At 63.6% G+C, this 21,078-nt stretch carries 20 protein-coding genes and 1 tRNA gene; 17 read left to right on the top strand and 4 right to left on the bottom strand.

Translation table 11 applies throughout. From position 1 onward, the window contains the following. The first annotated feature begins 25 nt into the window (after nt 1–25). Genes PCE31107_RS11735 through PCE31107_RS11710 form a run of 6 tightly spaced genes read left to right on the top strand, consistent with a single transcriptional unit; the run spans nt 26 to nt 5,481 of the window. Complete coding sequence (locus PCE31107_RS11735) at nt 26–691, top strand: site-2 protease family protein (protein ID WP_017232996.1); 666 nt, start codon at nt 26–28, stop codon at nt 689–691. A 25-nt stretch (nt 692–716) separates the two neighbouring features. Then, a complete protein-coding gene (locus PCE31107_RS11730; protein ID WP_150608598.1) occupies nt 717–1,919 on the top strand; it encodes a tryptophan--tRNA ligase in 1,203 nt (400 codons plus the stop codon). After that, nucleotides 1,916–2,554: a class I SAM-dependent methyltransferase gene (locus PCE31107_RS11725; protein ID WP_150608596.1), complete on the top strand. Its 639-nt coding sequence runs from the start codon at nt 1,916–1,918 to the stop codon at nt 2,552–2,554. The genes PCE31107_RS11730 and PCE31107_RS11725 overlap by 4 nt, the downstream gene beginning before the upstream one ends. Nucleotides 2,555–2,569: 15 nt before the next feature. Continuing rightward, nucleotides 2,570–3,487 (top strand): 4-hydroxy-tetrahydrodipicolinate synthase, encoded by a 918-nt coding sequence (dapA, locus tag PCE31107_RS11720; protein ID WP_150608594.1) that lies wholly within the window; start codon nt 2,570–2,572, stop codon nt 3,485–3,487. A gap of 51 nt (nt 3,488–3,538) precedes the next feature. Next, entirely contained in the window at nt 3,539–4,681 is a 1,143-nt protein-coding gene (bamC, locus tag PCE31107_RS11715; protein ID WP_150608592.1) for an outer membrane protein assembly factor BamC, read from the top strand. Nucleotides 4,682–4,689: 8 nt separating this feature from the next. Then, on the top strand, nt 4,690–5,481 hold the full coding sequence (locus PCE31107_RS11710) for an MBL fold metallo-hydrolase (RefSeq protein ID WP_150608591.1): 792 nt from the start codon (nt 4,690–4,692) through the stop codon (nt 5,479–5,481). A 121-nt stretch (nt 5,482–5,602) separates the two neighbouring features. On the opposite strand, the gene PCE31107_RS23345 is transcribed toward PCE31107_RS11710, so the two are convergent. After that, nucleotides 5,603–5,839 (bottom strand): hypothetical protein, encoded by a 237-nt coding sequence (locus tag PCE31107_RS23345; RefSeq protein WP_174966639.1) that lies wholly within the window; start codon nt 5,837–5,839, stop codon nt 5,603–5,605. Between the two features lie 175 nt (nt 5,840–6,014). Beyond that, complete coding sequence (locus PCE31107_RS11700; RefSeq protein ID WP_150608589.1) at nt 6,015–7,238, bottom strand: ribosomal protein uL16 3-hydroxylase; 1,224 nt, start codon at nt 7,236–7,238, stop codon at nt 6,015–6,017. Between the two features lie 130 nt (nt 7,239–7,368). Between PCE31107_RS11700 and PCE31107_RS11695 the strand changes: the two genes are divergently transcribed. Then, entirely contained in the window at nt 7,369–7,902 is a 534-nt protein-coding gene (locus PCE31107_RS11695) for an FKBP-type peptidyl-prolyl cis-trans isomerase (RefSeq protein WP_130025580.1), read from the top strand. Nucleotides 7,903–8,053: 151 nt separating this feature from the next. Here PCE31107_RS11695 and PCE31107_RS11690 read toward each other — a convergent pair whose 3' ends face one another. Together PCE31107_RS11690 and mutS are read right to left on the bottom strand one after the other, a co-directional pair. Beyond that, a complete protein-coding gene (locus PCE31107_RS11690) occupies nt 8,054–9,430 on the bottom strand; it encodes a hypothetical protein (protein ID WP_150608587.1) in 1,377 nt (458 codons plus the stop codon). Between the two features lie 11 nt (nt 9,431–9,441). Further along, on the bottom strand, nt 9,442–12,174 hold the full coding sequence (gene mutS, locus PCE31107_RS11685) for a DNA mismatch repair protein MutS (protein ID WP_150608584.1): 2,733 nt from the start codon (nt 12,172–12,174) through the stop codon (nt 9,442–9,444). 309 nt (nt 12,175–12,483) lie between these two features. Here mutS and PCE31107_RS11680 point away from each other — a divergent pair, with 309 nt between their 5' ends. The 10 genes from PCE31107_RS11680 to PCE31107_RS11635 all read left to right on the top strand — a co-directional run bounded on the left by PCE31107_RS11680 (nt 12,484) and on the right by PCE31107_RS11635 (nt 20,950). After that, nucleotides 12,484–14,454, top strand: coding sequence for a sensor domain-containing diguanylate cyclase (locus tag PCE31107_RS11680; RefSeq protein ID WP_150608582.1), 1,971 nt, complete (start codon nt 12,484–12,486; stop codon nt 14,452–14,454). A 146-nt stretch (nt 14,455–14,600) separates the two neighbouring features. Then, entirely contained in the window at nt 14,601–14,972 is a 372-nt protein-coding gene (locus tag PCE31107_RS11675) for a response regulator transcription factor (RefSeq protein ID WP_150608580.1), read from the top strand. A gap of 433 nt (nt 14,973–15,405) precedes the next feature. Continuing rightward, complete coding sequence (locus PCE31107_RS11670; protein WP_150608578.1) at nt 15,406–16,410, top strand: NAD(P)H-quinone oxidoreductase; 1,005 nt, start codon at nt 15,406–15,408, stop codon at nt 16,408–16,410. A 148-nt stretch (nt 16,411–16,558) separates the two neighbouring features. Then, nucleotides 16,559–17,368, top strand: coding sequence for a triose-phosphate isomerase (gene tpiA / locus PCE31107_RS11665; RefSeq protein ID WP_130025587.1), 810 nt, complete (start codon nt 16,559–16,561; stop codon nt 17,366–17,368). Nucleotides 17,369–17,461: 93 nt separating this feature from the next. Further along, a complete protein-coding gene (gene secG, locus PCE31107_RS11660) occupies nt 17,462–17,830 on the top strand; it encodes a preprotein translocase subunit SecG (RefSeq protein ID WP_026131777.1) in 369 nt (122 codons plus the stop codon). Between the two features lie 143 nt (nt 17,831–17,973). Then, nucleotides 17,974–18,058, top strand: a tRNA-Leu gene (locus PCE31107_RS11655). Nucleotides 18,059–18,188: 130 nt separating this feature from the next. Beyond that, nucleotides 18,189–18,548 (top strand): NADH-quinone oxidoreductase subunit A, encoded by a 360-nt coding sequence (locus PCE31107_RS11650; RefSeq protein WP_017233013.1) that lies wholly within the window; start codon nt 18,189–18,191, stop codon nt 18,546–18,548. A gap of 47 nt (nt 18,549–18,595) precedes the next feature. After that, nucleotides 18,596–19,075 carry a NuoB/complex I 20 kDa subunit family protein gene (locus PCE31107_RS11645; RefSeq protein ID WP_010807413.1) on the top strand — a complete coding sequence of 160 codons (480 nt, stop codon included), beginning with the start codon at nt 18,596–18,598 and terminating at the stop codon, nt 19,073–19,075. A 12-nt stretch (nt 19,076–19,087) separates the two neighbouring features. Further along, nucleotides 19,088–19,687, top strand: a complete 600-nt coding sequence (locus tag PCE31107_RS11640) for an NADH-quinone oxidoreductase subunit C (protein ID WP_130025588.1) — start codon at nt 19,088–19,090, stop codon at nt 19,685–19,687. 9 nt (nt 19,688–19,696) lie between these two features. After that, nucleotides 19,697–20,950 carry an NADH-quinone oxidoreductase subunit D gene (locus PCE31107_RS11635; RefSeq protein ID WP_130025589.1) on the top strand — a complete coding sequence of 418 codons (1,254 nt, stop codon included), beginning with the start codon at nt 19,697–19,699 and terminating at the stop codon, nt 20,948–20,950. Nucleotides 20,951–21,078 lie beyond the last annotated feature (128 nt).

The following is a 21,078-nucleotide window of genomic DNA, read 5'->3' as shown; positions in this document are numbered from 1 at the left end:
GGTCGGCTTGCTACAATACGCGGCTATGAATGCAGACCTGATCCAGACCGTTGCGGTCTATGCGCTTCCCGTCCTCTTCGCGATTACGCTGCACGAGGCCGCGCACGGCTATGTCGCGAAGTATTTCGGCGACCCCACGGCCTATCTGATGGGGCGCGTGACGCTCAATCCCCTCAAGCACATCGATCCGATCGGCACGGTGCTCGTGCCGCTTGCCCTCTACTTCATGACGAGCGGAGCGTTTCTGTTCGGCTATGCCAAGCCGGTGCCGGTGGCGTTCGGCAGCCTGCGCAATCCGCGGGTCGATACGATCTGGGTGGCGCTGGCCGGTCCGTTGTGCAACTTCGTCCAGGCCATACTGTGGGCTGTGTTCGGTGTGGGGCTGCAAATCGCCGGCGTTCACGAGCCGTTCTTCATGATGATGGCGCAGGCCGGTCTCCTGGTGAACCTCGTGATGTGTATGTTCAACCTGTTTCCGGTGCCGCCGCTCGATGGCGGCCGCGTGCTCGTGTCGCTGCTGCCGGCGCGTGCGGCCTATCGCCTTTCCCGCGTCGAGCCCTACGGGTTCTTCATCGTGATGGCTCTGGTGGTGAGCGGTGTGCTCGGCCGTGTCTGGCTGTGGCCGCTGATTCAGTGGGGGCGTGACTTCATCGTCTGGATGCTCACGCCGCTGTTGTCGCTGATTTCCTGAAGTTTTTGCAGAACATAACGAGACCATGTATCCCGAACGCGTTTTCTCCGGCATGCGACCGACCGGTCGTCTCCACCTCGGCCATTATCATGGCGTGCTCAAGAACTGGATTCAGCTTCAGTCCGAATATCCATGCTACTTCTGTGTGGTCGACTGGCACGCGCTCACCACGCACTACGAGACGCCGGAAGTCATCGAACAGAACGTATGGGACGTGCTGATCGACTGGCTTGCCGCAGGGATCGATCCGAATCAGGCCACGCTCTTCATCCAGAGCAAGGTGCCCGAACATGCGGAGCTGGCGCTGCTCATCGGCATGAGCACGCCGCTGGGCTGGCTCGAGCGCGTGCCGACGTACAAGGAACAGATCGAGAAGCTCAGGGAGAAGGATCTCTCGACATACGGCTTCCTCGGGTATCCGGTGCTGATGGCGGCCGACATTCTGCTCTACCGTGCGCTGCACGTGCCGGTGGGGGAGGACCAGGTGCCGCACGTCGAAATGACGCGCGAAATTGCGCGCCGCTTCAACTATCTCTACGGCCGCGAAACCGGTTTCGAGGAAAAGGCGTTGGCAGCCGCACGCAAGCTTGGCGGCAAGCGCGCGAAGCTGTATCTCGAACTCCGGACGGCGTACCAGGAGCAGGGCGACGACGAAGCGCTGGAACAGGCACGCGCGATGCTCTCCGAGTCGCAGTCGCTGTCCATGGGCGATCGTGAGCGGCTCTTCGGCTATCTCGAAGGCGCGCGCAAGCTGATTCTGGTCGAGCCGCAGGCGTTGCTCACGCCGGCGTCGCGCATGCCGGGACTCGACGGTCAGAAGATGTCGAAGTCGTATAACAACACCATTGGCTTGCGCGAAGACGCGGACTCGATCACCAAGAAGGTGCGTACGATGCCGACCGATCCCGCACGCGTGCGTCGAACCGATCCGGGCGACCCGGAGAAGTGTCCGGTGTGGCAACTACATCAGGTCTATTGCGACAACGACACGCGCGACTGGGTGCAGAAGGGCTGCCGCAGCGCCGGGATCGGTTGCATCGAGTGCAAGCAGCCGGTCATCGAAGGCATTCTGCGCGAACAGCAGCCGATGCTCGAGCGCGCCCAGAAGTACGTGGACGATCCGTCGCTGCTGCGCGCCATCGTGGCCGATGGATGTGAGAAGGCGCGACGCTCCGCGCAGGAGATCATGCGCGACGTGCGTGAAGCCATGGGGCTGCAATATTCATGACGCACGCGGTCGCTCCCGGCGTGGTGCAAGGCGGTAGTGCGCACGGTACTGGCGCGCCGTCGCCGTGGCTGGTGCGCTGGGCGCATCTGATGCCGTCGGGCGGCCGCGCACTCGATCTGGCCTGCGGTCAAGGACGCCACGCGCGTTGGCTCGCGTCCCGCGGCATGCACGTCATCGCCGTGGATCGCGACGAGGCGGCGCTTGCCACGATGTCAATGCTGGCGAACGTGACGACGCTGACCGCCGACCTGGAGGGCGCGCCGTGGCCGTTGGCCGAGGGCGAGCGCTTCGATGCCGTCATCGTGACGAATTATTTGCATCGACCGCTCTTCTCGCGTATCGCAGCCAGTGTCGCGCCGGGCGGCGTGCTGATTTACGAAACCTTTGCGCGGGGAAACGAACGGTACGGAAAGCCGTCCAATCCGCAGTTTCTGTTGGCTCCCGGTGAATTGCTCGACGTGGCGCGAGAGGCCGGCCTGCGTGTGGCGGGTTTCGAGGATGTCACGTTGGCGGCGCCGCGCGCGGCGTGCGTGCAGCGCGTGTGCGCCACGCGTGCCGTCCCCGGGGAAAACCCCGGCAATGCCGCCCTGTACGAGCCGACGGCGGAATCCGCTACAATCCACCCTTATCGCTGAATTGTTCGATCAACCATGACTACCCAAACTCCGATGCAAGGCAGTATCGTCGCGATCGTCACCCCGATGGCAGAGGACGGCAGCCTTGACCGTGAAGCACTGCGCAACCTGATCAACTGGCACGCCGACGAAGGCACCGACGGCATCGTGATCGTCGGCACGTCGGGTGAATCGCCGACGGTCAACGTCGAGGAGCACTGCGAACTCATCGAGATCGCCGTGCAGCAAGCCGCGCAAGCCGGCGAGTCGCGCGGCCGCAAACTGCCGGTCATTGCCGGCACGGGCGGCAACTCGACGGCGGAAGCCATCGAACTCACGAAACATGCGAAGCAGGTGGGCGCCGACGCGTCGCTGCAGGTCGTGCCGTACTACAACAAGCCCACGCAGGAAGGCCAGTACCAGCACTTCCGCGCCATTGCCGAAGCCGTCGAGCTGCCGGTCATTCTCTATAATGTGCCCGGCCGTACCGTGGCGGATGCCAGCAACGACACGCTGCTGCGTCTGGCGCAAGTGCCTGGCATCGTTGGCGTGAAAGACGCCACGGGCAATCTGGATCGCGGCATTGATCTGATCCGGCGTGCCCCGAAGAGCTTCGCCGTGTACAGCGGCGACGACCTGACGGCTGTTGCGCTCATGCTGATGGGCGGTCAGGGTAATATCTCGGTCACTGCCAACGTGGCACCGCGTGCGATGCACGAGTTGTGCGTGGCTGCGCTGGCCGGCAATGTGGCCAAGGCACGGGAACTGCAATTCCAGTTGTTCGAACTGCACCGCGCCATGTTCGTCGAAGCCAATCCGATCCCCGTGAAGTGGGCGCTGCAACAGATGGGCATGATCGCGTCGGGCATCCGCCTGCCGCTCACGCCGCTGGCGCAGCCTTACCGCGACACGGTGCTTGGTGCCCTCAAGTCGGCCAACATCGCCGTTGTCTAACCTGTCGTTCCGGCACCCGGGTTCGATTGCCCACCCCTTTTTTTGCGACTCATGAAACGAATCGTCAGTAATTCCGTAGCTCGTCCCGTGCTGGCATGGGCCGCTATTGCCTCGTTGGCCCTCGTCGCGGGATGCAGTTCGCTCTCGAGCGCCTTGTCCTCTGACAAGGTCGATTACAAGAGCTCGAAGACCGGCCCCTCGCTCGACGTCCCGCCGGATCTGACGAACGTCCAGGCGACCGACCGGAAGTACGTGTCGCCGGCCGGCATCGCAACGCTGTCGACCTACGAGAACCAGCAGAAGGTCGTTGCGGCCAACCCGACGGACACGGTGCTGCCGGCGGTGCCCGGCATGAAGGTCGTGCGCGACGGCAACGAGCGCTGGCTGGTGATTCAGAAGGCACCGGGCGACCTGTGGCCGACGTTGCGTGAATTCTGGCAAGAGAACGGCTTTGTGCTGACGATCGATTCGCCGGACACGGGCGTGATGGAAACGGATTGGGCGGAAAACCGCGCCAAGCTGAATCAGGACATCATCCGTGATCTGCTCGGCAAGGTGCTCGACAGCCTGTATTCGACCGGCGAACGCGATCGCTTCCGCACGCGCGTGGAACGTGATCCGAATGGCGGTACGGACGTCTACATCACGCACCGCCGCATGGTGGAAGTGTTCACGAACGCGCAGAAGGACACGACCAAGTGGGAGCCGGCGCCGAACGATCCGGGTCTCGAGGCAATCTTCCTGACCAAGTTGATGCAGCGCTTTGGCGTGCAGGCCGATCAGGCCAAGGCACAAGTCGAAGGCGCCAAGGCGGGTGGCCCGTCGAGCCAGGTCGTGAAGACGGCCGACGCCGCGTATCTCGACATCAACGAGCCGTTCGATCGGGCCTGGCGCCGTGTCGGCGTGGCGCTCGATCGCGGTAACTTCACCGTGGACGATCGCGACCGCGCGAAGGGCATTTACTTCGTGAGCTACGTGGATCCGGCATCGCTGGCGAAGGACAATGGTTTCTTCTACAGCTTGTTCCATGCGAAGGAAGTGCAGGACAGCAAGAAGGCCAAAAAGCTTAGCGTGAACGTGCAGGGGCGCGGCGATAACCAGACCCGTGTGCAGGTGCTCGACGATAAGGGTAACGTCGATAACTCGCAGATCGCACAGACGATCATCAGTGTGATCGGCAACCAACTCCGTTAAGGCGGGGCGTGCGGTTCGCCAGTCTTGGCAGTGGCAGCGAAGGTAATGCCCTGCTGGTGGAGGCGTCGGAAGGCGCCTCCACGACACGCATTCTCCTCGATTGCGGTTTCTCGATGCGGGAGGTCGAGCGGCGCCTGACGGCACGCGCGATCGATGTGGCGTCGCTCGACGCCATTGTCATCACCCACGAGCATGCCGACCACATCGGCAGCGCACTTTCCCTCACTCGCAAGTACCGGATTCCTCTCATCATGAGCTGGGGAACGGGGCAGGCCGTCAAGGTCCACGCCACGCTCAAGGGCGAGGGCGATGCGGCCCTCGTGCGCTGGTGCCGCGCCGATGAGCGGCTTGCCGTGGGCGATATCGAGCTTCATCCTTACACGGTGCCTCACGACGCGCGCGAGCCGCTGCAGTTCGTGTTTTCCGACGGCGCACGCCGTTTGGGTGTGCTCACGGATGCGGGGTGCGCGACGGCGCATCTGGTCGCGGCACTGGGTGGCTGCGATGCCCTGGTGCTCGAATGCAACCACGACCGCGACATGCTGGCGAATAGCAAGTATCCGGCATCGCTCAAGGCGCGCATTGGCGGCACCTATGGCCATCTGGCGAACGACTCGGCGGCGGAGATTCTGGGAGCGATCGACCGGAGGAAGCTGCAGCGCGTGATCGGTGCGCATTTGAGCGAGCAGAACAATACGCCCGAGCTGGCGATGGCGGCGATGTCGTCAGTCATCGGCTCGGCGGCCACCGAGATCCTCGTGGCGACGCAGTCGGGGGGCTTCGATTGGCTGGCGTGCTAGCGATACAGGGCGTGCCTTGATGCAGGCAGGGTGCCTGGCGTTGGGCGCGAAGCGTTGCGACAAACAAAAAAGCCGGTCTTTCGACCGGCTTTTTTCTCAACTGCCTTGCGGCAGCGATAGCTTACTTGCTGGCAGCAGCGTCAGCAGCCGAAGCAACGGCATCAGCAGCAGCACCGGCAGCCGAAGCAGCCGAGTCAGCAGCAGCGCCGACAGCCGAAGCAGCCGAAGCAGCCGAGTCAGCAACAGCAGCAGCAGCCGAAGCAGCCGTGTCAGCAGCCGGAGCAGCGGCTTCTTCCTTCTTGCCGCAGGCGGTCAGGGCGATAGCCAACAACGAAGCGACGAGGAGAGACTTCTTCATGATCACGTCCTTTTATGGTAGAAGACAAGCGAATGAATATTAATTACGGTAATACGCTCTTGCCAGCGCAAAGCCGATTGCGAGACATTGGCAATTGAGGATTACCCTTGGTCATGCAAGCTGCTTGGCGAGAAATTATATTGGGTTTTCCCCAACCCGTCACGTCAATCTCGCGTCATTTCCCCGCTTTTTTCCTTACGGCGCGCAACTTTAGCGGGGTCTTCGGGTCGCTTTCCACCTGCAGCCACCCGGAAGCATACCAATCGTACAGAATTTCGACGATTTCTTGGTCTTTTTGCCCCAAATTCGCACATTCACCTGCATTTAACTGACGGTGGTCAGCGAGGCGTCGTAAGGTCGCGCGCGCATCGACAGGGACGTCGAGCGGCTCGCCGTTGACGTAATATCGGTTGCGTCGATACAACAATTGCGTCTTGGGCGAGAGGGCCAAGCCGCGCGCGGCCGCTTCGCGCACGAATCTTGTCGCCGAAAGCGGGGTTTGCGGCGGATCGAAAAACACATGCGACTTGGGCTCGCTCAGCCAACGCCCAAGGAAATCCTCGACCTCTTTTTGTCCCCAACGCACTTTTTCGAGCTGTGCCACAAGCGTCTCGATCATGGCATCGGGTAGCGCCGCCGGATGTTTGACGGCCGATTGTCCCGGGTCGGCGTAACGGCCCGCAAAATGGCGGGCGAACGGTAGTGCGGGCGCGTTTTCCGCGAGGTAGTACAGAAAGTTCTGAAGCATTTCCTGCTCCAGCGGCGCGCGAAAGCCGATTGAGTAGGTCATGCACTCGCCTTGCGCTTCGCCATCATGCGCATACCCCGGCGGCAGGTACAGCATGTCGCCCGGTTCCAGCACCCACTCCTCTTCGGCCTCGAAGTACTTCAGGATGCGCAACGGTACGCCATCGAGCCACGTGGTGTCGCGCTGCGGCCCGATACGCCAGCGTCGCTTGCCATGCGCCTGCAGCAAAAAAACGTCGTAGGAATCGAGGTGCGGGCCGACGCCGCCGCCGTCAGTGGCGTAGCTGATCATCACGTCGTCCAGACGCGCGTCGGGAACGAAGCGAAACTGTTGCATGAGTGCGTCGACGGCCGGCGAGTGGAGATTCGCCCCCTGCACGAGCAGCGTCCATTGCTTGCGACTCAGTGGCGGCAGATCGTCCGCATCGAACGGCCCATGTTCGAGTTGCCAACGTTTGCGGGCATGGCTGATCAATCGGGATTCGACGTCGTCCCGGGCTGCCAGCGCGAACAGCGCTTCGCGCGAGAGCGGCGCGGTGAAGCCGGGAATGGCCTGGCGGATGAGGAGCGGGCGCTTGTGCCAGTAGCGCTTCATGAATGCGTCCGGCGCGAGGCCGCCGAGCAGAGGCGAGGGGAGGCGGGATGTCGTCATGGGTGGATCAATGCATCAAGAGAGGGCTGCGCCATGCACGCCGTTGTACGATTCAAGGTGGCGTCGGGTTGCGCGCGGGGCGATGTCATGCAGCTGCGCGTATAATGCGGGCTGTTTTTCGGAGAGTTTGATGAAGATCGAAAAGAATACCGTCGTCTCGGTGACTTACAAGTTGTCGGACGCTCAGGGCAACCTGATCGAAGAAAGCGGCGCCGAGCCGATGGTTTACCTGCACGGCGGATATGATGGCACGTTCCCCAAGATCGAGGAAGCGCTCGACGGCCAGGACGTGGGCTATGAAACGCAACTGCAACTGGAACCGTCCGACGCGTTCGGCGACTACGATCCCGAGATGATCAAGATCGAAGCGCGTGGTCGTTTCCCGGATCCGCTCGAAGTCGGCATGCAGTTCGAAGGCTCGCCGGAAGATGGCGACGAGGAGGCCGACACGCTGATCTACACGGTGACCGACGTTGCCGAAGACAAGGTCGTGCTCGACGGCAATCACCCGCTCGCGGGCATGGCGCTGCGTTTCGACCTGAAGGTGGCCGACGTGCGTCAGGCGACGGAAGAAGAAATCGAGCACCAGCACGCCCATGGCGCGTCGGGGCTTGAAGTCGTCGACGAAGACGAAGATCAGGACGACGCGCCTACGCTGCATTGAGGCTGACGCGTCGCGCTGCCCGCTGCCGCCTTGTGGCGCATGGCCGGGCAGGTGACGCAAGACGCACGCGCCGTACGCGGGCTTTCGCCGAATCCGGCGCATTGCGATATGCAATGCGCCGGATTCGGCGTTTGCGTTTTCAGGCGAGCACTCAGTTGCCACGCCTGGGGGCGCGCGTACCCGTGTTCGGATGGAGCGCCGGCCCGATGGGCATGACCCCTTGATTGGGATCCGACGCGGCCGGGCCCAGGTCGTTCGACATGCCGGACGACGGGTAGAGCGCCGAATAGGGCGCTGCATAGGGCATTGCGTGGGGCAAGCTGCCGGGCGCCGGCGCTGCCGCACCGGCGGGGGGTCCGCCAGACGCCGGTGTTGCGCCGCCGCGCGGGGTGTTAGTTGCCGCGGCGCTATTGGACGGTAGTGTCACCCCCTCGAAACGGAAGAGTGACGACGCGCCCGGATCGACCAGCACGCGCACCCATCGATTTGCGGTTGGCGAGCCGTAGGTGCTCAGTTGGGTGAACGACTTCACCGGTGCGCCGCGGGCATCGCGCAGCGGTTGCACGTGACGCATCGTCTTGCCGCTGTCGATGAGCAGCACCGGTCCTTTGAAGCGATTCGTGAGCCGTAGCAACTGCGTTCGGAATTCCTTGAAGCCGTCGACGCCGTGGCGTCCCACGCGATCCGAGAAAAGACTTCCCAGCCCTGCGCGTCGCGCCGGTTCGAACGCGGGATCGGCCTGCGCAATGATGACCATGCCGACCGCCTCCTTCTGCTTCGCGTAGACGAGCGCATGCTGCAGCCAGACGCGCGTCGCCACGGCCCGGTCCTCGAATTCGCCGTTGCGTCCCCCCGCCGAGCGGTAATTGTTGTTGTTGCCGGGCAGATTCAGGCCGACGAACACCACGCCGTTATAAAACCATCGCACATTTTCGTGATACTGGCGAAAGCGCGCCATGTCGCTTTGACGCGTGAGATCGAGTGGCGCGTGACCCACGGGGCCGGGGCCGAGCAACGCATCGTCGCTGAACGCTTGATCGCGCAGGAAGTCGAGCCGCTCCACGGGGTTGTAGCCGCCCTCGGTCGCGCGCTGGCAATCGGCCCAGTCGTTCGCCCCCGGTACGTAGATGAGCGGCTTGGGCGAACTGGCGAGAAGTCTCAGGCGCTGCGTGACGAGTTCGTCGCGACACGACTCTGTCACGCTTTTGAGATTGCCCGCATGGACGACGAACACGGCCTGACTGTCACCAATGCTCGCGAGCACGTTGCGCACCACCGGCACCTCCGTGTTGCCGAAGGGGGTGTTGCCCAGCACCGCGAATTCGAACGGTGGCGGCTTGCGCGGGCCTTTGGCGCCAGGCTTGGTCGTTGTCTTCCCCCTGGACGTCGTGGCCATCCTGGCGTTTGCCGATGCGGCCGTCGTCGGTGCGGTGCCCGTGACGAGCGCGAACGCGAGCGCCAAGAGGCACACGGCGCGCAGGCCGTGGCTTGTGTGGCGAGGGGCGCGCAGGCGAGGCAGGCTCGGCATGAGGGGCGACGTCAGTGCTTGCGACCGTCCATCAGGCCGCGCAGTTCATACAGTAGCTCGAGCGCTTCGCGCGGGCGCAACTCGTCGGGATCGATCTGCGACAGACGCGCCAATGTCGCCTCGGCGGCGGGATCGAGGGCGGCGGCACGGTGCGTCGAGCCACGGCTACCCTGCGTCGCGAGCGGGCCGTTCGACGCGCTATCCGAAGTGTCCTCCGATGCGTCATCGATGTCGGCATCGACCGGTGCTCGCGGCGCAAACAGATCGAGTTGTGGGGCGGCCGGATCGAGCGCCTGCTGTTCGAGTAACGCGAGATGCTTGCGCGCCGCGCGAATGACTGGCATCGGCACTCCGGCGAGTTGCGCGACCTGCAATCCGTAGCTCTGGCTGGCCGGGCCGTCCTGCACCGCGTGCAGGAACACAATCCCTTCGCCGTGCTCCACGGCGGACAGATGCACGTTCGCGCATTGCGCAAACTCGTCGGGCAGTTGCGTCAGTTCGAAGTAGTGGGTGGCGAACAGCGTGTAGCTGCGATTGTGCCCAAGCAGATGCCGCGCAATCGCCCAGGCCAACGCGAGACCGTCGAACGTTGACGTGCCGCGCCCGATCTCGTCCATCAGCACCAGACTCTGGTCGGTCGCCGTGTGCAGAATCGCAGCCGACTCGGTCATCTCGACCATGAACGTCGAGCGTCCGCCCGCGAGGTCGTCCGACGCGCCAATTCGCGTAAAGATGGCGTCGAGCGGGCCAAGTCGCACCGCCTCGGCGGGCACGTAGCCGCCGACGTAAGCGAGCAGGGCGATGAGGGCGGTCTGACGCATGAAGGTCGACTTGCCGCCCATGTTCGGGCCGGTGATGAGCATCAGGCGGCGCGCGTCGTCCAGCGAGCAGTCGTTGGCGATGAAGCGTTCCACTTGTCGTTCGACGACCGGGTGGCGACCCTGGCGAATGTCGACCACGCGATCGTCCACCAGCTCGGGCTTGACCCAGCCGAGCGTTTCGGCACGCTCGGCCAGCGCGGCGAGAACGTCCAACTGGGCGAGCGCCTGCGCAATGCGTTTGAACTCGGTGATGTGCGGCAGCAGTGCTTGCATCAGCGCGTCGTACAACAGCTTCTCCCGCGCGAGCGAGCGCTCCTGCGCGGACAATGCCTTGTCCTCGAACGTCTTCAGCTCCGGCGTAATGTAGCGCTCGGCGTTCTTGAGCGTCTGGCGGCGGCGGTAGTCGTCGGGCACCTTGTCGGTCTGGCCGCGCGTGACTTCAATATAGAAGCCATGCACCTTGTTGAACTCGACCCGCAAATTGTTGATGCCGGTGCGCGCACGCTCGCGCGTTTCCAGATCGACGAGGAACTGGCCGCAGTTCTCCGAGATATCGCGCAGTTCGTCGAGATCGGCATCGTGACCGCGCGCGATGACGCCGCCGTCACGCAGCATGGCCGCCGGTTCTTCGGCGATGGCGCGCGTGAGCAACGCGAGCGCGGCCTCTGGAATCGCGAGGTCTTCGTGCAGCATCGCAAGCAGCGGCGAGCGCGCTTCGACGGCACGCAGCGTGGTGTGCAGTTCGGGGAGGCGGCGCAACGCATCGCGCAGGCTCGACAAATCGCGTGGTCGCGCGGTGAGCAGCGCCAGGCGCGCCGTGATCCGCTCGACGTCGGCCACATGTCGCAATTCGCTGTTCAGCGCGCGCCACGTGCCCGGGCCTTCGAGCAGCGTCGCAATGGCCAGTTGACGCGACTGCGGCACCTGCTGATCGCGCATCGGATGATGCAGCCAGTGGCGCATCAGCCGGCTGCCCATCGTGGTGCCGCAAGTGTCGAGCAGCGAGAGTAGCGTCGGCGATTCGGTGCCGCGCAGCGTTTCGGTGAGTTCCAGATTGCGCCGCGTGGCCGCGTCGAGGCCAATATAGGCGGCTTCCCGCTCCACGTTCAGACTTTGCACATGGCGCAAGGACTGGCCCTGCGTGGCCGCCGCGTACTGCAGCAATGCGCCGGCTGCGCCGAGCGCCGGGTTCAGGCCGTCGCAGCCGAAGGCCGTCAGGCTCGCGACCCCCAGTTGATCGCGCAGGCGTTGCGTGCCGGCGGCCGTGTCGAAGTGCCAGTCGGGCACGCGCGTCGTGGTGCCGAGGGAGAAGCCCTCGAAGGCTTCGAGGGCGCTGTCGGGCACCAGCGTCTCGGCCGGGCGGATGCGCTCCAGCTCGCGCGGCAGCTTGTCGGCGGCGACTTCCATCAGGCGCAGCTCGCCACTGGCGAGCGACAGCCAGGCGAGGCCGGCGACACGCTCGCTGGCGCGTCGCGCCGGCGGCATTTGTACGGCCAGCAGATACTGGTCGACCTTGTCGCTGAGCAATGCGGCGTCGGTCAGCGTGCCCGGCGTGACGATGCGCACGACCTTGCGCTCGACCGGACCCTTGGCGGTGGCGGGATCGCCGATCTGCTCGCAGATGGCCACCGACTCGCCGAGCTTGACGAGCTTGCCGAGGTATTGCTCCACGGCGTGATGCGGCACACCGGCCATGCGAATCGGTTGCCCGCCCGACTGGCCCCGCGCGGTGAGCGTCAGGTCGAGCAGTCGTGCCGCTTTGGCTGCGTCGTCGTGGAACAGCTCGTAGAAATCGCCCATGCGATAGAAGACGAGCATGTTCGGATGGTCGGCCTTGATGCGCGTGTACTGCTGCATCATCGGCGTCATCGGCGTCATCGGTGCGGCGGCGGCGGGGGTGGCTTGGGCTTGGGTGCTCGTCATGAATTCGGTCGGGTCGGGCAGATCGGGTCACGAGGGGTGGCGGGGAGACCCTGCCGGCGTGCGATACCGCGCCGATTCAGCGTGGCGCGCGCCGCGTCGCCCCCTCGTGGCGCGTTGGATGCGCAATTTTACGACGGGTTCGGCGAACATCGTTAGCCGCCATCCGGCAATGTCGCAAGCGCGTGTCGATGAGGTGGTGACACGAAGGCGGCAAATTTTGCTCAAGTTTCCAGAAAATGTGCCGTTTCGGGGATAAGCACCCGCAAAAATAACCAAAAAGCATCACAAGCTACTTTCGCACGGGCCAGCATGGTGAAGTCGTTGAAGGGACGGGTCGCAGCCACGACGGCCCTGGTCTCGATGATATTGATCGTCGGCGTCGCCGTTGGCATCGAATTCTTTGTCTACGGGGAGTTGCGAAGCTCGATGCAGGCGCAGCTCGACACCCAGGTCCAGCTTGTTGCCGAACAGCTCGACGACAAGATGCGCGGGAAGTTTCTCGCTCTGCATCGCATGGCGCGCCACCTTGGCAATCCGGACGCGATGACGCTCGCCCAGTTCGATGCCTTCGCCAACATGTCGGTGTCGATGCCCGAGACCTTCAACACGATTTTCGTAGCCGCGCCCGACGGCCGTATGCGCTACGACTCGACGTTCCCCGCCACGGCGATCAACATTGCCGATCGCGACTATTTCCGGCAGGTGCTCGCGGGCGCGCCTCAGGCGGCGTCCGGACTGATCGCGGGCAGGATCACCCGCTCGCCGGGCATTATCCTCGCGGTACCCGTCGTGGGCGCGCAGGGCAAGACGATTGCCGTGATCGGCGGCGCGATCAATCTGCTGCGGCAAAACTTCATGGTCGATCTGGCGATCAATGCGGTCGGCGCCAGCGGGCGCTACTGCGTGACGACGAATGAAAATCCCGCGCGCTATGTCATTCAGGCGGATGTGACGAAGATTCTCTCGCCCGTCGGCCCGGCGCAGACGCTCTGCGGCGTGCACGATCCGGGGCCGAACCCTCTCTTGCGCATGCATCCGTTGGTGGCGCGCGCGACCATGGCCACGACCGGCTGGTCGGTTGTCGCGGTGGTGCCCGGCGCCGAAGCGTTCGATCCGCTTGCGCGCGTGCGGCGTCGCGTGATCCTGCTCGCGATCGCCGCGATCGGGCTGGCCGCGTTCGCGATGTGGTGGATGGCGCGGCACATGTTGCGTCCGCTCGATACACTTCGCAACCTCGTGCGGCGCAGCGCCGGCGACATGCGCGCGGTGCAGTCGCTGCCTGTTCAGCGTGCCGACGAGATCGGCGCGCTCGCGAACGCGTTTCGCGACATGATGGAGCAACTGCGCGATCGTACCGAGGCGCTCGAGGGCTCGCGCGAGGCGGCGCGGGCGAGTGTGCGGCGCATGCAGGAAATTGCGGATCGGGTGCCCTATCTCGTCGCGTTTCTCGACAGCAACGAGCGCTTTGCGTTCGTGAATCGGGCCTGTGAATTGCGTTTGCGGCGGCCGCGTGAACGCATTCTCGGGGCGACGGCGAGCGAGCTGCTCGGCCCATCGCTCTATCGCGAGTTCGCGCCGCATCTCGCCCGGGCATTCGCGGGCGAAGCCGCCACGTTCATCTGGGATTTTGGCGACGACGCGGCGTTCCGCTGCTTTGAAGTGAGCTATCAGCCGGAATGGGCCGCGCACGATGTCCTCGCCGGCGTTCATGTGTTTGTCCGCGATATCACCGTCGAGCGCTCGAACGAGCGGCGCTGGCGGCGCGAATCGCACACCGATCATCTGACGGGGCTGCTCAATCGCAAGGGCTTCGATCAGGCGCTGGCGGGTGCGTTGCGCGTGGCGCGCGAGGGGGGCGGCGCGCAGGCGCTGCTGTTCGTCGATCTGGATCGCTTCAAGCTCGTCAACGACACGTGGGGGCATGCGCTCGGCGACGAGTTGCTGCGGCGTCTGGCCAAACGGCTGGTCGCGAGCGTGCGCGAGGGCGACGTCATTGCCCGCTTCGGTGGCGATGAATTCGCCGTCATCATGCGCGACGTACAGGATATTCTCGATGTGGAGCGCACGGCCATGTCGATTCTCGATGCAGCATCGCGGCCGATGTCGCTGTCCGTCGGGGCCGTCACGGTGGGCGCGTGCGTGGGCGTGGCGATGGTCGCGAGCGGTGAAGTCAAGACGCCCGACATGATGTTCGACGCGGCGGACCGCGCGCTGTACGACGCCAAGCATGGCGGCCGCGGCCGCTTCGTGCTCGGCGACGGTGCATGCGTGGCGGATTAGGCACAACCAATCGAATGCGCCACAGCGATCAGCTTCCCCGAAGATACGAGCGCGAATTGTCTGATGCAGAATAGGCGACGCCCTCCGTTCGCCTCGACGTGCGGCCGACGGTTCGGGCGTGGGACGTTTCTTTACAGGAGGCGGGCATGAAACTCGAAGGCGGACGAAGCCGGGCAGCATCGCGGGCGGCTTCCGACGCAGGGTGGCGCGAACCCGGGGCGCGCCGTGAGCCACCGCAGGCTTCGCATCGGGGGCCGCGCACGCGGCACGACACCGATGCGCACGACGACAAGTCGAGGCACCTGAGCTTGTCGATTCGCGAAAATGAAGTGTTTCATATGCTGGTCGACGGCCTGGCCGTCAATGAAGTCGCGCACGCGTTGCATTTGAGCGAGCGGACGATTGCATCACACGTTGCACAAATTCTGCACAAACTCGCGCTTGACGATCGTGCGGAGCTGACCGACTACGCCATTCGGCACGGGCTGATCGACGAAGGGTCGGAAGGCGTCGCCTGACGGCGCCAGGGCGAGGTGGCGGCGCCGAGCGGCCTGCGGGCAGCCGGCGCCCCGCTTTTGGGGCTAACCCGGCGCGTCGCGCGCGGTCTCGAGATCGCACGCGACGCGCTCGTCAAACGGCGCGCGTGCCAATGCCCCCGGCGTCCGCGCATGCCCCTGTCTGGCCGCGGTCCCTCAGTTGCCCCTCAGTTGTCCCGAATAATCCCGTTTGATCTCGTTTGATCCCGAATGCCGCCGAGACCTGCATCGACGCCCGACGCGATCGCGCCGTCGGTGATAAGGTACGGCTCGACACCATTTTTCATGCGAGGTGTGTGGCATGGCGCGCGCAGCGTTTGACTCGCGGGCGGCCGCACGACTCGCGATCCCACGAAACGAGACGGGCAGCCGGCGTTGATGCGGCGCGTCGTCCAGACAACCGAGGAAAGACACGATGAAGGCGATCGAGATCACCCAATACGGCGCACCGGAAGTGCTCAAGCTCACAGAGCGGCCGCGCCCCGAACTCAAGCCGGGCGAAGTGCTCATCAAGGTCACCGCGTCGGGCGTGAACCGTCCCGATGTGCTCCAGCGCATCGGGCAGTATCCCGTGCCGCCGGGTGCCTCGGACCTGCCGGGGCTCGAAGTGGCGGGCGAGATCGTCGATGGCAAGCTCGACGGCCCGGATAACCGCTGGGGATTGAAAGTCGGCTCGCGCGTCTGCGCGCTGGTGCAGGGCGGGGGCTATGCCGAGTACTGCGCCGCACCGCTCTCGCAGGTGCTGCCGGTGCCGCAAGGGCTCTCGGACGTCGAGGCGGCGTCGCTGCCCGAAACGTTCTTCACCGTGTGGAGCAATGTGTTCGATCGCGCTCACCTCGGCGAGACCGAGTCGGGCGAAAAGGAGACGTTGTTGGTGCAGGGCGGCACGAGCGGTATCGGCGTGACGGCGATCCAGCTCGGCGTGGCCATGGGCCATCGTGTGTTCGCGACCGCCGGTTCCGATGACAAGGCCCGCGCGTGCGAAGCGCTCGGCGCGGAGCGGGGCATTAATTACAAAACCGAGGATTTCGTCGCCGTCACGAAGGCGCTCACCAGCGATCGCGGCGTGGACGTCGTGCTCGACATGGTGGGGGGCGACTATCTGCCGCGTGAAGTGCAGGCGCTGGCATTCGATGGGCGCATCGCGATCATCGCGCTGCTCGGCGGCAGCAAGGCCACGCTGGATATGGGGGCGCTGCTGCGCCGCCGCCTGACGGTGACTGGCTCGACGCTGCGTCCGCGCTCTGTGGCGTTCAAGGCGGCGATTGCACGGAACCTCTACGAGAAGGTCTGGCCGTTGTTCGCGGCTGGCAAGATCCGGCCGGTGATTTATCAGACGTTCCCGGCCGACCAAGCAGACAAAGCCCATGCATTGATGGAAACGAGTACGCACGTCGGGAAGATCGTGCTGACCTGGTAAGTCATCTCGCGTCGGCGCACGAGGCGAATCCGCGTGAAAGCCCCATTTCATGCGGATTCGCACGTTTGAAAGTCGGCGAAATTGACCCCCATGCCCCTGACGCACTAGAATGAGAGGTTTTTCGTCCTTACGCATTGGGGGATCACGCGTGACAATCGGTACTGCGGGTACTGCGGCTTCGGCTCGCACCCTAGGCCGCAAGGCGGGCAAGCTCGTCGTGGGCAATTGGAAACTGCATGGCAGTCTGGCCGGCAACGAGGCGCTGCTGGGCGACCTGCTGGCGTCACCGGTGTTGAGCGCCCCGGGCGTGACGGCGGCCGTGTGTGTGCCGTTCCCCTATCTCGCACAATGTCAGGCCCGCCTCTCGGGGCAGGTGCTGGGCTTCGGTGCGCAGGAGGTGTCGGCGCAAGTGAGTGGTGCCTACACGGGCGAAGTCTCCGCGCCGATGATTGCCGAGTTCGGCGCACAGTTCGTGATTGTGGGGCATTCGGAGCGGCGCACGTACCACGGCGAGACCGATGCGGGCGTCGCGGCAAAGACCTTGCGTGTGCTCGACGCGGGCATGACGCCGATCGTATGCGTCGGCGAAACGCTCGCCGAGCGTGAAGCCGGCGAAACAATGTCTGTCGTGACGCGTCAGCTCGATGCGGTGCTCACGGCGCTGACGGCGGCGCAGGCGGTGCAGATTGTTGTGGCCTATGAGCCGGTCTGGGCGATCGGCACAGGCAAGACGGCAACGTCGGCCGAGGCGCAGGAAGTGCATGCGCATTTGCGCTCGCTGCTGCGTGCGAAGGGCGAGGCGGTGATGGATGTGGCGGTGTTGTACGGTGGCAGTGTGAAGCCGGATAACGCGGCCGAGCTGTTTTCGATGGCGGATGTCGATGGTGGGTTGATCGGCGGGGCGGCATTGAAGGCGGTCGATTTTCTGGCGATTTGCGAGGCGGGTCTGTCGCGCTGACGCCGATGCCGGGTTTCGTAACGGCACGAAATGGTTATGATGCAGTGCACCAAAAATGCACGGCAAATCGGATTCTTCTATACGGGTGATGAGATGGGGTTGTTGAAAACGTTGTTGATCGTGGTGCAGGTGCTTTCCGCGCTGGGCATCATCGGTCTGGTGCTGCTCCAGCATGGCAAGGGTGCCGATATGGGCGCTGCATTCGGTAGCGGTTCGTCGGGCAGTCTCTTCGGTGCGTCGGGTTCCGCAAACTTCCTGTCGCGGACCACGGCAGTGCTGGCGGCCGTGTTCTTCGTAACCACGCTGGGTCTCACGTATCTTGGTTCGTACAAGCCGGCGGCAAACATCGGTGTCCTTGGTAATTTGCCGGCCGCAACGTCGCCGATGACGGCGTCGGGCGCGGTCGCGGCAAGTGCGCCGGTGAGTGCTTCCGCAGCCAATCCGCAGGACGTGCCGAAGTAAGGCGCAGCACGGTTTGCGACGTGTAATAAGCTGTAAAGAAAATCGAAAAAAAATCGATTTGTGCGTTGAACAAAATGCTGAAGAGCGCTAATATAGCGGTCTTGAAGCGATTCGTAAGTGACAGCGGATTGCAGAATTTGAATGCCGACGTGGTGAAATTGGTAGACACGCTATCTTGAGGGGGTAGTGGCGAAAGCTGTGCGAGTTCGAGTCTCGCCGTCGGCACCACAGTTCTCCGATGCCAGCCTTGCGTTTATGCTTTGGCTGGCATTTTATTTTGTGCTCACTGTTCACCCGCTTTTTGGCCCCCACGCCAATGACGAAAGCGGTTTTTGGACTAACCAAAAAGAGGGTAGAGTTGAACCTCGGAACCTATTATCCCGTCCTGCTGTTTATTCTGGTAGGTGGCGGTCTTGGGGCGCTACTGATTGGGGTCGGTAAATTCCTCGGCCCCAACAAACCCGACAGCGCAAAACTCTCTCCGTACGAGTGTGGCTTCGAGGCATTCGAAGACGCGCGCATGAAGTTCGATGTGCGCTACTATCTCGTCGCCATCCTTTTCATCCTGTTCGATCTCGAAACGGCATTTCTGTTTCCGTGGGGCGTCGCCCTGCGCGATATCGGCTGGGTGGGCTTTATCTCCATGATGGGTTTCCTGCTTGAGCTGCTGATCGGTTTCGTGTTCCTCTGGAAGCGCGGTGCGCTCGACTGGGAATAAGGCCGGCATCGTATTGGCCGCATTGCAGAAGGATTCAGGGTAAGCATATGAGCATCGAAGGGGTTTTGCGCGAAGGGTTCGTCACCACCACGGCTGACAAACTCATCAACTGGACGCGCACGGGTTCGCTGTGGCCGATGACGTTCGGCCTGGCCTGCTGTGCCGTCGAAATGATGCACGCTGGCGCGGCGCGTTACGATCTGGACCGGTTTGGCGTGGTGTTCCGCCCGAGCCCGCGTCAGTCGGACGTGATGATCGTGGCCGGTACGCTGTGCAACAAGATGGCACCCGCGCTGCGCAAGGTGTACGACCAGATGGCCGAGCCGCGTTGGGTAATCTCGATGGGGTCGTGCGCCAATGGCGGCGGCTACTATCATTACTCCTACTCGGTGGTGCGCGGTTGCGATCGCATCGTGCCGGTCGACGTCTACGTGCCGGGCTGTCCGCCGACGGCCGAGGCGCTCGTCTACGGCATCATCCAGTTGCAGTCGAAGATCAAGCGGACTGCGACGATCGCGCGTAAATAACCGCTCCCGCCCATGTCTAAACTAGAACAACTCAAGACCACCCTGCAAAACGTGCTTGGCGCCCGCGCCGAGCAGTTGGTGGAAGCCCTCGACGAGCTGACGCTGACCGTCAAGGCGAGCGACTATCTCGAGGTTGCGCGCGCGCTGCGCGATCATCCCGAGCTCAAGTTCGAGCAGTTGATGGACGTTGCCGGCCTGGACTACTCGGCCTACGGCGACGGTGCCTACGACGGCCCGCGCTACGCCGCCGTCTCGCATCTGCTCTCGCTGACCCACAACTGGCGTCTGCGCGTGCGCGTGTTCGCCCCGGACGACGATCTGCCGGTCGTGGCGTCGCTGATCGATCTGTGGAGTTCGGCCAACTGGTTCGAGCGTGAAGCGTTCGATCTGGTCGGTATCGTGTTCGAAGGGCACCCGGATCTGCGCCGCATTCTGACGGACTACGGCTTCATCGGTCACCCGTTCCGCAAGGACTTCCCGACCTCGGGCTATGTCGAAATGCGTTACGACCCCGAGCAGAAGCGGGTGATCTATCAGCCGGTGACGATCGAGCCGCGCGAAATTACGCCGCGCATCATCCGCGAAGAACATTACGCCGGTCTGAAACATTAAGGTGGCCTTGTGGCAGACATCAAGAACTACACTCTGAACTTCGGTCCGCAGCACCCGGCAGCGCACGGCGTGCTGCGCCTGGTGCTCGAGCTGGATGGCGAAGTGATCCAGCGCGCCGATCCGCACATCGGCCTGTTGCACCGCGCGACGGAAAAGCTCGCCGAGTCGAAGACGTTCCTGCAATCCGTGCCGTACATGGATCGTCTGGACTACGTCTCGATGATGTGCAACGAGCACGCCTACGTGATGGCGATCGAGAAGCTGCTCGGCGTCGACGTGCCGATTCGCGCGCAATACATCCGTGTGATGTTCGACGAAATCACGCGGATTCTGAATCACCTGATGTGGATTGGTTCCCACGCACTCGACGTGGGCGCGATGGCGGTGTTCCTGTATGCCTTCCGTGAACGCGAAGACCTGTTCGACGTGTACGAAGCGGTCTCGGGTGCCCGTATGCACGCGGCCTACTACCGTCCGGGCGGCGTGTATCGCGACCTGCCGAACGCGATGCCGCAATATCGTGCATCGAAGTTCCACAACGAGCGCGCCATCAAGAAGATGAACGAAGCACGCGAAGGCTCGCTGCTCGACTTCATCGAGGATTTCACCAACCGCTTCCCGAAGTGTGTCGACGAGTACGAAACGCTGCTCACCGACAACCGTATCTGGAAGCAGCGTCTGGTGGGGATCGGCGTCGTGTCGCCCGAGCGTGCCATGCAGCTCGGCTTCTCCGGCGCTATGCTGCGCGGCTCGGGCATTGCCTGGGATCTGCGCAAAAAGCAGCCGTACGAAGTGTACGATCGTCTCGATTTCGACATTCCTGTGGGTAAGGAAGGCGATTGCTACGACCGCTATCTGGTGCGCGTGGAAGAAATGCGCCAGTCTGTCCGCCTGATCCGCCAGTGCGTGACGTGGCTGCGTGCCAATGAAGGTCCGGTGATTACGGACAATCACAAGGTGGCGCCGCCTTCGCGGGTCGAAATGAAGTCGAACATGGAAGAGCTGATTCACCATTTCAAGCTCTTCACCGAAGGCTTCCATGTGCCCGCCGGCGAGACGTATGCCGCCGTTGAGCACCCGAAGGGCGAGTTCGGCATCTATCTGGTGTCGGACGGCGCGAACAAGCCGTACCGCCTGAAGATTCGTGCGCCGGGCTTTGCCCATCTTTCCGCGCTCGACGAGATGGCGAAGGGTCACATGATTGCCGATGCTGTGGCGATCATCGGGACCCAGGACATCGTGTTCGGCGAGATCGATCGTTAAACGCGCAGCGGGCGCCTCTGGCGCCCGCAAGTTTTAATTCGGCAGGGTTTCGCAGGTCGATGCCATTGCCGTTCCAGTTGCCGTGCCTGTGAGTCGCGGGTGGCCGAAAAAACCGGTCTGCCAGCGCT

The organism is Pandoraea cepalis, from assembly GCF_902459625.1.
In the GTDB taxonomy this organism is placed as follows: Bacteria; Pseudomonadota; Gammaproteobacteria; order Burkholderiales; family Burkholderiaceae; genus Pandoraea; species Pandoraea cepalis.
Note: the sequence above shows the minus strand (reverse complement) of the source record. Positions and strands in the feature narration are given on the sequence as shown.

Excerpts from the sequence above, each read along its gene's own strand:
- PCE31107_RS11735 (WP_017232996.1), top strand. The coding sequence starts at position 26 with ATGAATGCAGACCTGATCCAGACCGTTGCGGTCTATGCGCTTCCCGTC.
- PCE31107_RS11730 (WP_150608598.1), top strand. The coding sequence starts at position 717 with ATGTATCCCGAACGCGTTTTCTCCGGCATGCGACCGACCGGTCGTCTC.
- PCE31107_RS11725 (WP_150608596.1), top strand. The coding sequence starts at position 1,916 with ATGACGCACGCGGTCGCTCCCGGCGTGGTGCAAGGCGGTAGTGCGCAC.
- dapA (WP_150608594.1), top strand. The coding sequence starts at position 2,570 with ATGACTACCCAAACTCCGATGCAAGGCAGTATCGTCGCGATCGTCACC.
- bamC (WP_150608592.1), top strand. The coding sequence starts at position 3,539 with ATGAAACGAATCGTCAGTAATTCCGTAGCTCGTCCCGTGCTGGCATGG.
- PCE31107_RS23345 (WP_174966639.1), bottom strand. The coding sequence starts at position 5,839 with ATGAAGAAGTCTCTCCTCGTCGCTTCGTTGTTGGCTATCGCCCTGACC.
- PCE31107_RS11700 (WP_150608589.1), bottom strand. The coding sequence starts at position 7,238 with ATGACGACATCCCGCCTCCCCTCGCCTCTGCTCGGCGGCCTCGCGCCG.
- PCE31107_RS11695 (WP_130025580.1), top strand. The coding sequence starts at position 7,369 with ATGAAGATCGAAAAGAATACCGTCGTCTCGGTGACTTACAAGTTGTCG.
- PCE31107_RS11690 (WP_150608587.1), bottom strand. The coding sequence starts at position 9,430 with ATGCCGAGCCTGCCTCGCCTGCGCGCCCCTCGCCACACAAGCCACGGC.
- mutS (WP_150608584.1), bottom strand. The coding sequence starts at position 12,174 with ATGACGAGCACCCAAGCCCAAGCCACCCCCGCCGCCGCCGCACCGATG.
- PCE31107_RS11680 (WP_150608582.1), top strand. The coding sequence starts at position 12,484 with ATGGTGAAGTCGTTGAAGGGACGGGTCGCAGCCACGACGGCCCTGGTC.
- PCE31107_RS11675 (WP_150608580.1), top strand. The coding sequence starts at position 14,601 with ATGAAACTCGAAGGCGGACGAAGCCGGGCAGCATCGCGGGCGGCTTCC.
- PCE31107_RS11670 (WP_150608578.1), top strand. The coding sequence starts at position 15,406 with ATGAAGGCGATCGAGATCACCCAATACGGCGCACCGGAAGTGCTCAAG.
- secG (WP_026131777.1), top strand. The coding sequence starts at position 17,462 with ATGGGGTTGTTGAAAACGTTGTTGATCGTGGTGCAGGTGCTTTCCGCG.
- PCE31107_RS11645 (WP_010807413.1), top strand. The coding sequence starts at position 18,596 with ATGAGCATCGAAGGGGTTTTGCGCGAAGGGTTCGTCACCACCACGGCT.
- PCE31107_RS11640 (WP_130025588.1), top strand. The coding sequence starts at position 19,088 with ATGTCTAAACTAGAACAACTCAAGACCACCCTGCAAAACGTGCTTGGC.